This is a genomic window from Micromonospora sp. NPDC049151 (assembly GCF_040648395.1).
Taxonomy (GTDB): Bacteria; Actinomycetota; Actinomycetes; order Mycobacteriales; family Micromonosporaceae; genus Micromonospora.
On sequence record NZ_JBEZDP010000007.1, the window covers coordinates 161,735 to 177,017 of the forward strand.

General features: G+C 74.9%; 8 protein-coding genes. 7 read left to right on the forward strand and 1 reads right to left on the reverse strand.

What is annotated here, in order from left to right:
• The first annotated feature begins 155 nt into the window (after nt 1–155).
• The 7 genes from AB0B20_RS11195 (at nt 156) to AB0B20_RS11225 (ending at nt 14,189) form a co-directional block, all read left to right on the forward strand.
• Nucleotides 156–3,029, forward strand: a complete 2,874-nt coding sequence (locus tag AB0B20_RS11195) for an AAA family ATPase (protein ID WP_357383349.1) — start codon at nt 156–158, stop codon at nt 3,027–3,029.
• 151 nt (nt 3,030–3,180) lie between these two features.
• Nucleotides 3,181–4,200 (forward strand): hypothetical protein, encoded by a 1,020-nt coding sequence (locus tag AB0B20_RS11200; protein ID WP_357383351.1) that lies wholly within the window; start codon nt 3,181–3,183, stop codon nt 4,198–4,200.
• A gap of 137 nt (nt 4,201–4,337) precedes the next feature.
• Nucleotides 4,338–6,614: a TOMM precursor leader peptide-binding protein gene (locus AB0B20_RS11205; protein WP_357383353.1), complete on the forward strand. Its 2,277-nt coding sequence runs from the start codon at nt 4,338–4,340 to the stop codon at nt 6,612–6,614.
• A gap of 80 nt (nt 6,615–6,694) precedes the next feature.
• Nucleotides 6,695–8,146 (forward strand): SagB family peptide dehydrogenase, encoded by a 1,452-nt coding sequence (locus AB0B20_RS11210; protein WP_357383355.1) that lies wholly within the window; start codon nt 6,695–6,697, stop codon nt 8,144–8,146.
• Nucleotides 8,143–8,952: an HlyD family efflux transporter periplasmic adaptor subunit gene (locus AB0B20_RS11215; protein ID WP_357383357.1), complete on the forward strand. Its 810-nt coding sequence runs from the start codon at nt 8,143–8,145 to the stop codon at nt 8,950–8,952. The genes AB0B20_RS11210 and AB0B20_RS11215 overlap by 4 nt, the downstream gene beginning before the upstream one ends.
• Nucleotides 8,949–11,132, forward strand: a complete 2,184-nt coding sequence (locus AB0B20_RS11220; protein WP_357383359.1) for an NHLP family bacteriocin export ABC transporter peptidase/permease/ATPase subunit — start codon at nt 8,949–8,951, stop codon at nt 11,130–11,132. Before AB0B20_RS11215 ends, AB0B20_RS11220 begins: the two co-directional genes overlap by 4 nt.
• Before the next feature lie 24 nt (nt 11,133–11,156).
• Nucleotides 11,157–14,189: an ATP-binding cassette domain-containing protein gene (locus AB0B20_RS11225; protein ID WP_357383361.1), complete on the forward strand. Its 3,033-nt coding sequence runs from the start codon at nt 11,157–11,159 to the stop codon at nt 14,187–14,189.
• 8 nt (nt 14,190–14,197) lie between these two features.
• Here the strand turns inward: AB0B20_RS11225 and AB0B20_RS11230 are convergent, their stop codons facing one another.
• Nucleotides 14,198–14,977 (reverse strand): MerR family transcriptional regulator, encoded by a 780-nt coding sequence (locus AB0B20_RS11230; RefSeq protein WP_357383363.1) that lies wholly within the window; start codon nt 14,975–14,977, stop codon nt 14,198–14,200.
• Between the last annotated feature and the right edge of the window lie 306 nt (nt 14,978–15,283).

The window sequence follows — 15,283 nt, forward strand, 5'->3', positions numbered from 1 at the left end:
GCGGGCTGTGGTGCGGTCTCGGAAAGAATCGCCGTTCCGGCACTTCGATGAAATAAGGGCCCGACCGCCTCAGGGCCCGTGACATTCGGCGGCGCTCCGCCGCTATAGTTCGACCATCCCCTATGGAGTGTGCCGGAAAGCGTCTGATCTGCGTGATGACACCTGGGCTGGGAAATGCGTCAACGGGCCCGTGCTTCGCCGGGCGGGAATCGCAGTTGGCGCGTATCGGGAAAGTCCGGGACGCGGCATTCGGCCAGGGCCGGCAGATGGTGTGTGAAGTGGTCGGCGAGCCGGGTGTCGGCAAGACCCGCCTGGTCCACGAGGCCCTGCGACGATGCGCCCCCGCCGTCGTCTGGGCCGTCGGGACGTGCGCACCGGACGAGCGGGGAGTTCCCTTCCACGTGTTCCGGCACGCCCTCACGAAGGGCCAGCCACCTCGGCGCGGGCTGCGGTCCGGGCGACCCGCGGAGAACTGGGCGGAGGCCGCCGCGCCGCCACCGGCACCGGAGCGGGCGTCGGACGTCAGGCGGTTCCGGACCTACCAGGCGGCCCGCCGGCTGATCGGGCTGGCTGCCCGGGACGGACTGGTGCTGGTCCTCGACGACCTGCACTGGGCGGACGCCTCCTCCGCCGGCCTGATCGCCCACCTGCTGCGGTATCCGGTGCCGGCGCCGCTGCTGCTCGTGCTCGTCTACCGCCCGAGGCAGACGGCGACCCCGATGCCGTTCGGCCCGCCGGAATCCGACGAGAACGCCGATCCGGAGCCGGCGTCCCACGACCGGATCGAACTCTTGCCGCTCAGCCTCGCCGAGGTCGCGCTCCTGCACCCCGACGCCGATCCGGCGGAACTGCGCGCCCGGTACGACCTGACCGGCGGCAACCCGGGTTACCTGGCGGCGCTTCCGGGCGGACCCGCTCCGGCCGGCACCGACCCGATCCGCGACGCGCAGAGCGCCCGGCTGCCCGACGCGGCGGTGGCCGCCCTGCGCCGCGAGTGGGCCGACCTGCCGCCCGTCGAGCTGGCCTGCCTGCGGGCCGGGGCGATCGTCGACGCGCCCTTCGCCCCGGAGCTGCTGGCCGAGGTGGCGCAGGTGCCGACGGCACAGGCGGTCGAGGCCGCTTGGCGGCTGGCCCGGCTCGACCTGATCCGCCGCGTACCCGGCACCGGACGGTTCGCCCTCCGGCACCCGGTGCTGCGGATGGCGGTCGCCCAGGACACCGACCCGGCGTGGCGGGTGGAGGCCTGCGCGCGGGCGCTCACCGCGCTCGTCGATCTCGGCGCGCCGCCGGTGGACCAGGCGCGCTACGCGGAACGCCTGCTCGCCCTGCCGAACGGCCGTTGGGCCGAACGCTGCGCCGACGTGCTCTCCCGGGCCGCACAGGAGATCCGGCGTGAGGCGCCGGATCTGGCCGTCCACTGGCTGCGGCAGGCGTTGCGGGCGCTGCGGCCGACGGCCGGTTCGACCCAGCGCCGCCGCGACGTGTCGCTCGCGCTGGCCCAGATCACCGGCGAGGCGGGCAACCTGGCCGAGAGCCGGGCCCTGCTCCAGGAGATCGTGCCGTTGTTCCCCGCCGACGAGGAGGGACGACGGGCCCGCGCGGTGGCGCTGTGGGCGCGGGTGGAACGCCTGCTCGGTAACTACGCGGAGGCGGCGGCGATCAGCCGGCGCGAGCTGGCCGCCCTGCCGGCCGGCACCGGGCCCACCGGCGGCTACCGGCTCGCCACCGAGATCGGTGTCGCCGGCATCCTGGCCGGCCGCCCCGTGACCGCGCTGCCCGACGCGCTCACCGCGGATCCGGGCGGCTCGGGCGTCGACCGGGCCGGCCTCCTGGCCGTACGCAGCCTGGCCGCCGTGCACGACGGCGCGCTCGACGAGGCGCGTGGGCTGCTCGACGCCGGAAGCCGCATCGTCGACTCGCTCCCAGACCGGGACCTGCGCGACCACCCCGACTGCCTCACCGCGCTCGGCCTGAGCGAGTCGTACCTCGAACGGCCGGCCGACGCGGTGCGGCACCTCGACCGTGGGCTGACGCTCGTCCGCGCCTCGCACCGCGACGACGGGCTCTGCCAGCTCCTGCTCGCGCGCAGCCAGGTGGCGTACCACGCGGGCCTGCTGGGCACGGCCATCGGACTGGCCACCGAGGCGGGCATCGTCGCCCGGCGCATCGGCAGCCACCACCTGCTGAGCTTCGCCCTGGCGTCCGAGGCGGAGGCGACGGCCTGGCGCGGCGACCCCCGGGACGACGACCGGGCGGTGGCGCTGGGCCGCAGCGCCGTCGGAATCGCCACCGACCCGGCCACCTGGTGCGGCCGTGCCGCGGCGACCGCCCTGGCGACTGCCGCGTTGCTGGCCGGTGACCCGGCGACCTGCGCCGAACTGGTGCACTCGGCCGGCGGTGACAGCCGGCTGAGCCGCCTCCAGCCCGCCGTCCGGCCGATGTGGCACGAACTGCTCTGCTCCGCCGCGCTCGCCGCGGGCGACGTGGCCGGCGCCGAACGGCAGGCGCGGCTGGCCATGGCCGAGGCGGAGCAGGTGGGCCTGCCCGGGCAGCGGGGCTTCGCCGAGTCGGCGTACGGCGAGGTGCTGCTCGCCCGCGGCGAGATCACGGCGGCGCAGCTCCACCTGGAGACCGCTGTCGACCTGTTCCGTTCCGGCGGCATGGCCCTGCGGCGCAGCCTGGCGCTGGCCTCCCTGGCCCGGGCGGCCGAAGCCGCGGAACAGCCCGGCCCGGCGGCGCGGGCCCGCCGCCGCGCGCTGGAACTGGCCGGATGGTGCGGAACGGAACGGGTCGGCCTGCGACTGGCCCGGCCGGTCGGCCCGCGCGCGGCTGCCGCCCTCACCGACCGGGAATGGCACATCGCGCGGCTGACCGCGACCGGAGTCACCAGCCGGCTGATCGGGCGGCAGCTCAACATCAGCCCGCGCACCGTGGAGGCGCACCTGACCCGGATCTACCGCAAGGCCGGCGTCACCTCCCGGTCAGGGCTGGTCGCCTGGGTCGCCCGGCTCGATGACACCGATCGGTGACCGCTGCCCGCGCGGGATGACGTCGTTCCGTGCAACGCCCACGGGCCGGGTAGCACGAGGCCGCGCCGCCACCGGCAGGGGCCGACCGCCGCTCACATACTCGACTGCACCGGGCGCGATTCCCGTGCACCGGTTGTGGATGGAGGACGAGATGCTGGGCAGAAGATCCGTCAGGGGCCCGCGTATCCTCGCCGTGCCGGCGATGCCGTTCGCCGCCGCCACAGTGGCGCTGCTCGTCCTGACCGGCTGTGGTGGTGAGCCGGTGGACGCGGCGACCCCGGCCCCCGACGACCCGGCCGCCTTCGGCCGGGACCGGGCCGCGCTGGTGCTCACCGCCTTCGACCAGGCAGACTCGGCCGCCTCGGTGGCCGGCGACGTCGAGACGCTGCGGACCCAGGAGGTCCCGCCCTCGCTCGACCTCAGCATCGCAGCGGTCCGCCGGGCCGCCTACAACCAGCAGACGCAACCGTCGTTCCAGCACATCAACCCGGCGTTCGCGGTGCCGCCCGGCGACCCGTCCTGCTTCCTCGTCACCGCCACCCTCAAGCTGGCCGGCTCGGAACTGGCGCCCACCGACGTCAGCCAGTTCGTGCTCGGCGCGGACGGCCAGTGGAAGCTCAGCCACAACGTCCAGGTCACCCAGTCCGCGCTGGTGGCCGCCCGGAGCATCGACGGGCGGGCGGCCACGGCGGGCGGCGCCGCCCTGGACGAGACCAGCCGGCGGGCCCTCGCCGCCGAGGTCTTCGCGCGCAGCATCGGGTCGACCACCGGCAACCGGTCCCTGCTCGCGTCGAGCCCGCTGCTCGACGGTCAGTTCGCCGGCGGCTGGGAGGTCTACGGGCAGCAACTCGCCGGTGCCGGTGCGGGGGTCCGGCGGACCCTGGACCGGGCGAAGTGGTCGGACTGCGCGGTCACCACGCCGGCCGGCACGCTGACCTTCCTGACGATCCACGCCGCCGACACGCTGAGCCCGGCGCCCGGCGGCCCGGCCACCGTCCAGATGGTCCCGCAGAGCCCGGACCTGATCGCCACCGGCCACCGTACGGCGGTGCGCGGCAAGTCGATCCGGGTCACCCGGGTGGAGACCTTCCTGCTGCTCGTACCGGCGCAGGCCACCGGCACCTCGGTGCTGGGACTCAACGACACCGCGCTGACAGTCACCGCCGGCTGACCGGGCACCGTCCCGCCGACGGCTGAAACCGGTGGCATCACGCGGGATCGGACGCTCCGAACGCGACGATGGCAGCAACCGTGATCGCCGGCGGGGCCGGCGGTGCCGCGCTCCGGCCACCAGGCTCGGGAGGAACCATGTGGCGTCCGCGCTTCCGATCGGACTACCTGCCGGTGCGACTGCCCGACGGCCCGCTCGTGGTGCTGGGCGAGACCCGAAGCCTGCTGGTCGACGATCCGGTCGCCGCGGACCTGGCCGGCCAGCTCGACGGCGCCGCGCCGCTGGCCGACGTGGTGGCCCGGCTCGCCACCCGGCACCCGGTCGCCGCCGTCGCCGCCGCCCTCGCCCGGCTGCGCGACCACGGCCTGCTGGCGTCCGGCCCGGCGCACACCTCGCCGGCCGAGGCCGCCGGCTGGGACGCCCGGGGGGTCCCGCCCGAGGCGGGGCGGCGGTGGATGGCCGGCGGCCAGGTCACCGTCGTGGACCTCGGGGCGCCGCGGGTGGCCGAGACGGCCGACGCGCTGCGTGCCCTCGGGCTCGCCGTGACGGTGGCCGGGCCCGAATCGGCCGACCTCGGCGATGACGACGCCCAGGTGCTGGTGCTGCCGTCGTCGATGCTCGACCCCCGGCTCGCGCCGATGAACGACCGTCACCTGGCCGCCGGCCGCGCGTGGACACTGGCCCGGCCGCACGGAAACGTGATCTTCCTCGGCCCGCACCTGGTGCCGGGCCGTACCGGCTGCTGGGCCTGCCTGAGGCAACGCTGGCAGGAGAACGAGCAGGTGAACGCCTTCCTCGGCGCCCAGGACCCGGCCGGCCCGCTGCCGCAGCCCGGACGGGCGGTCCTGCCCGGACTCGCCACCACGGCCGCCGGCCTGCTCGCCGCCGAACTCGCCGTGCTCGCCGTGCTCGGCACGTCGCCCCGCCTCACCGGCCGGATGGTCGCCCTGGACACCCGGGACCTCAGCACGGAGAGCCACCGGCTGGTGCGCCAACCACAGTGCCCCGCGTGCGGCGACCCGGACCTCGTCCGCAAGGCCGAACCGCGCATCGACCTGCCGCCGAGCGGCGCCCAGCCCAGCCGGTCCGGGGAGTCCCGCACCCGGGACGCCGCCGAGACGTACGCGGCACTCGTGCACCACGTCAGCAGGTACCTGGGCGTGGTGAGCCGGCTGACCCCGCTGGAGGCCACCGACAACGGCGTCACCCACACCTACTCCGCCGGGCACAACTTCGCCCAGCCCAGCCGGCTCGACGGCCTGCGCCGCAACCTGCGTGGGCAGAGCGGTGGCAAGGGCCGGACCGACCTCCAGGCCCGGATGAGCGCGATCGGGGAGGCGGTCGAGCGCTACTGCGGGGTGTGGCGCGGCGACCGTCCGGTGCACCGGGCGGCCTACCGGCAGCTCGGTCCGGACCGCGCGGTGCACCTGCGGGAGCTGCTGCTGTTCTCGCAGCGGCAGTACGCCGACCGGAACCGGCTCAACCGCGACCTCGGCCACCTGCACCGGGTTCCCCGCCCGTTGCCCGACGACGTGGAGCTGGACTGGACCACCGGCTGGTCGCTGACCCGGCGGCAGCCGCGCGAGCTGCCCGCCGCGTACTGCTGGTACGGCCATCCGGAGCTGACCGGGCTGGGCGTGTGCTCGGCCGACTCGAACGGCTGCGCGGCCGGCGGCAACCTGTCCGAGGCGATCGTGCAGGGCTTCTGCGAACTCGTGGAGCGGGACAGCGTGGCCCTGTGGTGGTACCACAGGTCCCGGATGCCCGGGGTGGACCTCGCCTCGTTCGCCGACCCGTGGGCGGTGGCCTGCGCCGACCACCACGCCCGAGTCCTCAACCGGGAGCTGTGGGCCCTCGACCTGACCGCCGACCTCGGCATACCGGTGTTCGCCGCGGTGTCCCGGCGGGTCGACGGCGGGCCGGAGGACGTCCTGGTGGGCTTCGGCGCGCACCTGGACGCGCGGGTCGCGCTGACCCGCGCGCTCACCGAGGTGAACCAGTTCCTGCCCGCCGTCGGCGGGCCCGGCTCCGGCCCCAACCGGTACGGCGTCGGCGACCCGGACACCACGCGCTGGTTCGGCACCGTACGGGTCGCCGACCAGCCCTGGCTGTCCCCGGATCCGGCCAGACCGTCGCGCACCCTCGCCGACCATCCGGCGCTGACCACCGGCGACGTGGGCGACGACGTGCGCCGGTGCGTACGCCGGGCGGAGCGGGCCGGCCTGGAGGTGATCGTCGTCGACCAGTCCCGTCCGGACGTGGAGCTGGCGGTGGTGAAGGTCGTGGTGCCCGGCATGCGGCACTTCTGGCGCCGGCTCGGCCCGGGACGGCTGTGGGACGTGCCGGGCCGACTGGGCCGGACCCCGCTGGCCGCCGACGAGACGTCGGCCAATCCGCTGAACGTGTTCTTCTGACCGGCGCTCCCGGCCCGCCGGGAACGTGGAAGGGATGTGGGGATGAGCACCGTGGCGGACCCGACCGGCCGGTGGCCGTCGTGACCGGCGCCGCCGGCCCGCCGGTGCAGGAGTCGTACCGGCTGCGCCGGGACGCCGAGCTGCGGCTCGGTGAGGACGGCTCGCTGGTGCTGCGGCAGACCCGCTTCCGGCTCACCCTGGAGCGACCGGGCATGGGCCGGCGGGCGCTGCTGCTGCGGCTCGCCGCCGACTGGGTCGGCGACGTCGAGGTGGGACGGCTGATCAGCGGCCTGGAGGGGGAGAGCCGGGTGTTGCCGGCCCAGTTGCTGCTGCGCCGGCTGCTCGCCCACTGCTGGCTGGAACGCCGCGTCCAGGTCGACGACCGGCCGCTGCTCGACCTCGTACCCACCGGCCTGGGCCGGGGCAGCCTGCCGGAGAGCCGTCCGCACACCCCCGGGGTCCGCTACCGGCTCTCCCGCTTCGCCACCCTCCAGCACGAACGGGGAACGCTGGTGGCCGCGTCGTCGCTGAGCACCCTCACCGTCGGCTGCGCCGACGCCGCCCTCGGTGCGGTCCTGGCCGCCGCGGTGCCGGGCCTCGGACCCGACACGGTGGCCCGCACGCTCGGCGTGTCGCCGGAGGCCGCCGGCCGGGTGCTCGACGAGCTGGCCACCGCCCGGATCCTGGTCACCGACGCCGAGTACGAGGCGGAGCACGACGACGCGCCGCTGGCGTACTGGTCACCGGAGGAGCTGCGGCTGCACCACCGCTCCCGGGCCGGCCGGCACGCGCTGCCGGTGGGCGGCACCTACCGGATGCGGGAGCGCTTCGCGCCGCAGCCGTTGCGCCGCCCGTACGACGGGGACCGGGCGATCGAGCTGCCGCTGCCCGACCTGGCGACGATCGCCAAGGCGGAACCCGCGTTCAGCCAGGTCGTCGCGGAGCGGCGCACCGTACGCGAGCACGACGACACCGCGCCGCTGCCGCTGGACCGGCTGGCGGAGTTCCTGTACCGGACGCAGCACACCACTGTCGCCGGTGAGGCCGGCGGGCAGGAGGTGGGCCACCGGCCCTACCCCGGCGGCGGCGGGGTCTACGAGCTGGAGATCTATCCGCTGGTCGCGCGCTGCGCGGGGCTCGACCCCGGGCTCTACCACTACGACGCCGTCGGGCACCGGCTGGAACCGGTCGCCGGGTGGGGCGTGGCCGCCGACCGGCTGCTGGCGTACGCCCGGGCGGCCGGCGCCATGCCCCGGCCGCCGCAGACGGTCCTGGTGGTCACCGCGCGCGTGCAGCGGCTGATGTGGAAGTACGAAGGGATGAGCTACGCCATGATTCTCAAGGACGCTGGTGTGCTGACCCAGCAGATGTATCTCGTCGCCACCGCGATGGGACTGGCGCCGTGTGCTCTCGGCGCCGGGGACTCCCAGGCCTTCGCCGAGTTGTCCGGGCTCGACCCGCTCGTCGAACCGAGCGTGGCGGACTTCCTGCTCGGCTCCCGCCACCCCGCCGGCGCGGGAGGCCGGCGGTGAAGTTCCGGCGGCAGGCGCTGCGCCAGTTGGAGGCGCCCGAGCAGCTCGACCGGGCGGTCCGGCTGACCACCGTGCCGAACTGGCTGGCCACCGCCGCTCTGCTCATCGTCGTGGTCGCCGCCGGGGTCTGGTCGGTGCGTACGGTGGTGCCCCGGACCGTCGAGGCGGCCGGCGTGCTGATCCACTCCAACGGCATCTCCGCACTCGACGCGCTGGACAGCGGTCAGGTCACCAAGGTGTGGGCGTCACCGCACCAGCGGGTGACGAAGGGCACGCCCCTCTACAGCCTGCGGTCGATGGACGGCAAGGTGCGGGTGGAGAACGCGCCGGGTGACGCGTACGTGGTGGCCTGGCTGGTGTCCGAGGGCGAGATCGTCACCCCCGGCACGCACCTGGCCGACCTGGAGCGGCTGGACACCGCCGGGGACGCGTTGCAGGCGGTCGTCTACGCCCCGGCCGTCGCCGCGCCGCTGCTGCAACCGGGCGTACCGGTCGAGGTGGCCGCCGCGGCGGCGCCGCGCAACGTGTTCGGCACCCTGGCCGGGCGGGTGACCACCATCGGCGCCTTCCCGGAGACGGAGGCCTCGCTGCGCGCCTTCCTGGGCACCGGGCCGGACGTCCGGCGGCTGCTCGCCCGGGGCAGCGTGGTGCGGGTGACCGTCACCCTGGAACCCGACCCGGCCGCGCCGGGTGGCCTGCGCTGGACCAAGTCCCCGCCACCGTTCCAGCTCAACTCGGCCAGCGAGGTCACCGCCTGGTTCACAGTGGACCGGGAGCACCCGATCGACTGGTTGCTGGGCCGATGACCGCGCCGACGACAGCCGCCACCGCGACGCCGGAGATTCCCCGGATCCGCCGCCGACGGGTGCGTACGCCCACCCTGATCCAGATGGAGGCGGTGGAGTGCGGCGCCGCCGCGCTGGGGATCCTGCTCGCCCACCACGGCCGGCACGTACCCCTGGAGGAGCTGCGCCGGGTGTGCGGGGTGAGCCGGGACGGCTCCACGGCGGCCACCGTGCTCCGGGGCGCCCGCAAGTACGGCATGGTGGCCAAGGGTTTCCAGATGGACCTGGCCGGCCTGGCCACCGTCGCGCTGCCGGCGGTGCTGTTCTGGCGGTTCGAGCACTTCGTGGTGCTGGAGGGGCTCGGCCGCAAGGTCTACATAAACGACCCGGCCACCGGGCCGCGCGCGGTGAGCTGGGAGGAGTTCGACGGCGCCTTCACCGGCGTCGCGCTCACCATGGAGCCCGGCCCGGAGTTCCGGCCGGGCGGCACCCGATACCGGCTGCTGCGGGCGCTGGCGCAGCGGTGGCGCGGCCCGGGTTCGGCGATCGCGCAGATGCTGCTGCTCGGCCTGCTGATCGCCGTGGTCGGCTTGACCATCCCGGTGATGGCGAAGGTCTTCGTCGACCGGGTGCTGTTGCAGGAGGACCGGGCCGCGTTCGCCGGGCTGGTGGCGGCGGTGGCGGTGGCGACGGTGCTGACCTTCCTGGCCAGCCTGCTCCAGCAGCGCCTGACCGTACGCGCCGAGACGGCGCTCGCCCTGAGCAGCGCCGCCCGGTTCTTCCGGCATCTGCTGCGGCTGCCGCCGGCCTTCTTCGACCAGCGGCAGGCCGCCGACCTCGGCCAACGGGTCCGGGGCAACGAGGTGGTCGCCGAGGTGCTCACCCGCCGGGCGGCCACCACAGTCGTGGACACCGGACTGGTGCTGGCGTACGGGGCGCTGCTCTGCCAGTACGACCTGCTGCTCGGTCTGTGCGCGGCGGTCCTCGCCGGGCTGAACGTCAGCGTGCTGCGTTACGTCGCCTCGACCCGGTCGACTGCCGTCGCGGGCCTCCAGGCGGACCGCAGCAAGATGGTGACCACCGTCTACACCACGCTTCAGATGATCGAGACGGTGAAGGCCGGCGGCGAGGAGGAACGCGCCGTGGCCCGGTTCGCGGCGCGGCACGCCACAGTCGCCTCCCGCCAGCAGCGGCTGGGGGTGCCGACGGCGGTGCTCTCCGTCCTGCCCGCGTTCCTCGCCTCGGGGACCACGGCGGTGCTGCTGGGGCTGGGCAGCCGGCAGGTGGTGGCGGAGGCGATGAGCGTCGGCGTCCTGGTCGGCATGCAGAGCCTGGCCGCCGCGATGAACCGGCCGTTGGGCAACCTGACCGCGCTGGGCTCGCGGCTTCAGGACATGAGCGCCGACCTCAACCGGCTGCGCGACGTGGAGCGGTACCCGCTGCCGCCGGCCGAGGACCGGCCCGCGCGGCGGTTGACCCCGATGGAGGGGCACCTGCGCATCGAGGAGGTCACCTTCGGCTACAACCCGCTGGGTCGCCCGCTGCTGGAGAACTTCAGTCTGGACCTGCCGCCGGGCGCCCGGGTGGCGCTCGTCGGGCGGTCCGGCAGCGGCAAGTCGACTGTGGGCCGGCTGGTCGCCGGGCTCTACCGCCCGTGGACCGGGCGGGTCACTGTGGACGGCCTGGAACGGACGGCCACCGACGACGGCCTGTGGGCGGCCACGGTGGCCATGGTGGACCAGGACCAGCGGCTGTTCGAGGGGACGATCCGCGACAACGTCACCATGTGGGACCTCACCGTCGCCGACGAGGACGTCGTCGCCGCGTTGACCGACGCCTGCCTATACGACGAGGTGGCGGCCCGCCCGGGCGGCCTGGCCGGTCCGGTACGGGAGAACGCCCGCAACTTCTCCGGCGGGCAGCGGCAGCGGCTGGAGATCGCCCGCGCGCTCGTCCGCAATCCCCGGGTCCTCGTGCTCGACGAGGCCACCAGCGCGCTGGACGCCGAGACCGAACGCCGGATCGATCTGCACCTGCGCCGCCGGGGGGCGACCTGCCTGATCGTGGCGCACCGACTGTCCACGGTCCGCGACTGCGACCTGATCGTCGTGCTGGACGGCGGCCGGGAGGTGGAGCGCGGCACCCACGAGCAACTGGTCGCCCGCGACGGCGCGTACGCGCGCCTGGTCCGGGACCACTGACCGCCACGACACGAGGAGACGCTGATGAGCGGCGCGGTGGAGGGTCCCGCGGCGGGTAGCCTGATCGGCTTCTGCGCCGAGGGCGTACGCGAGGTCTGCCGCCTGGACGACCCGGTGGCGGGCTGGCTGGTGACCGGCGGCGAGGCCGACCTGTTCGCGGTGCGCCGGACCGGGTTGAACCCGTCCCGTCGGCACCACGTCGCCCGGCTGCCCGCGGGCGGCCTGGTGCCGACGTCCACGGCGATCGGCGTGTGGCAGCTGATCCTGGTGCCGCTGCCCGGCACGGAACTGCGCGCGCTGCCCCGGCCACACCTGTCCCTCCTGGAGCGGCAGGTCCGGCCCGGCCTTCCGGCGGACGAGGAGGTCTCGCCGCGGGCGCGCGGCGCCGCCACGGAGTTGGTCGCGGCGGTGGACCTTGTGCTCGTCGCCGTCGCCGACGCGCTGCGGCGGGGGCAGGCGCCCCGGGAGGCGTCCACCCTGAGCGGGCACGAGATCGTGTCGCTGGCGCAGGGGAGCACCCTCGTCTCCACCGGCGGCGCCTGGTGGCTGCGTAGTGCCGGCGGGCAGTTGCGCCGCAACGACGGGGGCCCGGCGGAGGTGTCGGGGGAGCGCGAGCTGTTGCTGATCGCCGAGCGGGACTGGGTGGTGGCCGAGTCGCCGTGCGCGGTGGAGAGCCACGGCAGCTGGGACCTGCTGGTCACCGGCCAGCTCCGGTCGGCTGTCGACCAGCACGTGGTGCGGCTGCTGCGGCTGGTGGAGAGCCGGATCGAGGAGGCCGACGCGGCACTGCTGAACGGCGTGGAACGGCGTCGGCAGATCGACGCCGAGATCCTCGCCGCGGCGGCCCGCCGGTCACTCGGGGTGATCGGCGCGGGCGCTGCGCTTGCGGTCCCGGACCCGGAGGCCGGCTTCGACAGGTACGGGCGGGCGGCCTCGGTGCTCCGGGTGGTGACCGAGGGGATGGGCAGCCCGGTCAACGAGCCGGCGGACCGCGGCCGCGCGCCGCTGGACGACCGGGCGGCGGTGCGTGCGGTGTCCCGGGCGTCCAGCCTCTTCTTGCGCGAGGTGCGGCTTCCGGACCGGTGGTGGCGGCGGGACCTGGGGCCGCTGGTGGGGTGGCGGACCGGCGACGATCCGTCGGCCGCCGTCGCGGTGCCGTTGCTGTTCCGTCGCGGCCGCTACCACCACGTCGACCCGGAGACCCGCGCGTACGGGCCGATCGACGCGGCGGGGGCAGCGGCGCTGGCCGCCGAGGCGACCCAGGTGCAGGCGCCGCTGCCGCCGGTCGCCCGGATGCGTCACCTGCTGCGGGCCGGGCTCGTGGGCGCGGCCCGCGACGTGCGGGGGCTGCTGGTCGCCGCCGCCTGCGTGGCGGTGCTGGGCCTGGGCGTGCCGCTGGCCACCGGCGAGGTGCTCGGCCAGCTGGCCCGGCAGGGCGAGGTGGACGGGCTGTTCGGCTTCCTCGCGCTGATGCTCAGCGCCGCGGTGGTCGCGGGACTGGTCGGTGTGATGCAGAACCTGCGGTTGCTGCGGCTGGACGGCCGGTTGCAGTCCGGCACGCACATGGCGATCTGGGACCGGCTCATGCGACTGCCGGCCCGGTTCTTCACCGGTCGCAGCAGCGGTGAGATCGCCAACTCGATGCTGGGGATCTCGTTCGTCGGCGAGGCGCTGAGCGCGCTGCTGCCGCAGCTCGCGTCCGCGTCCGCGACCGTCGCGGTGACCCTCGGCATGCTCCTGGTGGTGGAGCCCGTGCTCGGGTTGTGGGGGGTGGGGATCGTCGTCGTCACGATGCTGACGTTCGGCGCCTTCGCCGTCCTGATCGCCCGCCGGCAGCACGCCGCGCTGCCGGCCGAGCACCGGGCGGCGGCGATGACGAACCAGTTACTCGGGGGCATCGTCAAGATCAAGATTGCCGCCGCCGAGTCCCGCGCCCACGCCCGCTGGTCGGAGGCGGCCGCGACTGCCCGGGCGGCGCTGCAACGGGTCCGGCAGAGCCAGGCGGGCCTCGTCGCCTTCGCCACCGCGCTGCCGGTCGCCGGTCAGCTCGTCCTGTTCGCCGTGCTGATGGGCCCGCTCTCCGGCCGGGTCTCGCCGACCGACTTCTTCGTCCTCAACGTCGGCTTCGCGATGCTGCTCGGCTCGCTGCTCGTGCTGGTGTCCGCCGGGGTCGAGGTGATCGCGGCGGTGCCCCGGCTGGGCGGCCTGCGGGACATCCTGCGCGCCGAGCCCGAGGCCCGGCCCGACCGGGTGGACCCGGGCGAGTTGCGCGGCGAGGTCGCACTGCACCGGGTCACCTTCGCGTACCAGCCGGACGAGCCGCCGGTGCTCGTCGACATAGACCTGCACGTCCGCCCGGGCGAGTTCGTCGCGGTCGTGGGGCCGAGCGGCTGCGGGAAGTCGACGCTGCTGCGGCTGCTGCTCGGCTTCGAGCGCCAGCAGCAGGGCGCGGTGCTCTACGACGGCCAGGACCTCTCCGAACTCGACGTGCACGCGGTACGCCGGCAGTGCGGGGTGGTCCTGCAGGACGGCCAGCTCTTCGCCGGCTCGGTACGTGACAACATCTGCGGCGCCGGCAGCTTCCCGCTGGACCAGGTCTGGGAGGCGGCGCGGCTGGCCGGGCTCGCCGACGACCTGGAGGCGTTGCCGATGGGGATGAGCACGATGGTGCCGTTCGGCGGCGGGACGCTCTCCGTCGGGCAGCGCCAGCGGGTGCTGATCGCCCGCGCGCTGGCGCCCCGGCCCCGGATCCTCTTCTTCGACGAGGCGACGAGCGCGCTGGACAACCGGACCCAGGAGATGGTCACCAGGAGCACCGCGACCATGGCCGCGACCCGGGTGGTCATCGCACACCGGCTGTCCACGGTCCGTGCGGCGGACACCATCGTGGTGCTCGAAGCGGGGCGGATCGTCCAGCGGGGCACCTACGACGAGTTGATGGACCAGCCGAACGGGCTGTTCCACCGGCTGGCGCGGCGGCAGCTGGTGGACCAGCCGGGACGCGTCGACGCCGTGGCGGAGAGCCGGCAGCCCGACGGCCAGCCCGCGGCGGGCTGACCGCCCGGTCAGCCGTTGTCGATGACCGCGCCGTCCTCCAGGCACACGTCGGTGTCGAGGTGGTTCTCCAGCAGCTCCGCGATGTGCGCCTCGGCCTGGTTCTCCACGGCGAGCCGGAACGCCTCGGTGAGCACGCCGACCACCCCCTGGGTCAGCAGCAGGGTCTCCCGGTCGAGGTCGGCCCAGGACGACCGGTTGCCGTTGCGGGCCAGCTCCGGCGCGAGGGCCAGCAGTCTCGCGGTCACGGCGGCGACCAGGTCGCCGGCGACCGGCCGGAGGCTGTCCAGCACCTCGCTCAGGGTCTGCAACGCCGGCACCGTGCCGACCCGTACCCGATGCAGGTCCAGGGCGGCGCGTAGCGGGCGCGGCCGGGTGGTCCGGACGGTGCCGTCGGCGGCCCGTCCGATCACGCCGTGCCGGGTGAGCGAGTGGGCCAGCGCGGGACGCTCGGCGGCCAGTCGTTGCAGCATCGCGGTCAGCCCGTCGGGCGCCTCGTCGCCGGCCCGGACCCCGAGCATGGCCTCGATGGAGACCAGGTTGAAGCCCTGTCGTTGCAGGGCGAGGATCGCGTCCAGCCGGCGGACGTGGGAGTCGTCGTAGAGCGCGGCCCGGCCGTGCCGCACCGGCGGGGGCAGCAGCCGCCGGGCCTGGTGGGCGCGGATGTTGCGCGGCGACATCCCGACCTTGCGGGCGAGTTCCTCCACGCTGTACCCGGCCGGGCCGCCGGGCGTCGTCGTCACCTCGTCGATGGTCACGGTGGCCTCCGGCAGCGCTCGGTGACGGAACACGGCACCCCGCCGGACCGCTGTCACGGGGGCGAGCCGGCGATCGCAGCCTAGGTGCGGGCGACGCGCGGGTGACAGGCGAGGAATCACTACTTGTTCACACTGATGACAATCATTAGAATCGCCAATCCGTGGCACGCCGTTGATTCCCAATTACCCGGCTTTCGCCGCGCTGCGGCCCCGTCGCGGCCACATTCGATGAAATTCCCACTCGCCCGGCGGGGCGGCACGGTCCACGGGCCCACGATGAATCGGAAACCGGTGGCCCGGGCCTCCCGCGCTGCCTTCGCCGTCCCGGTGTCACCGCGG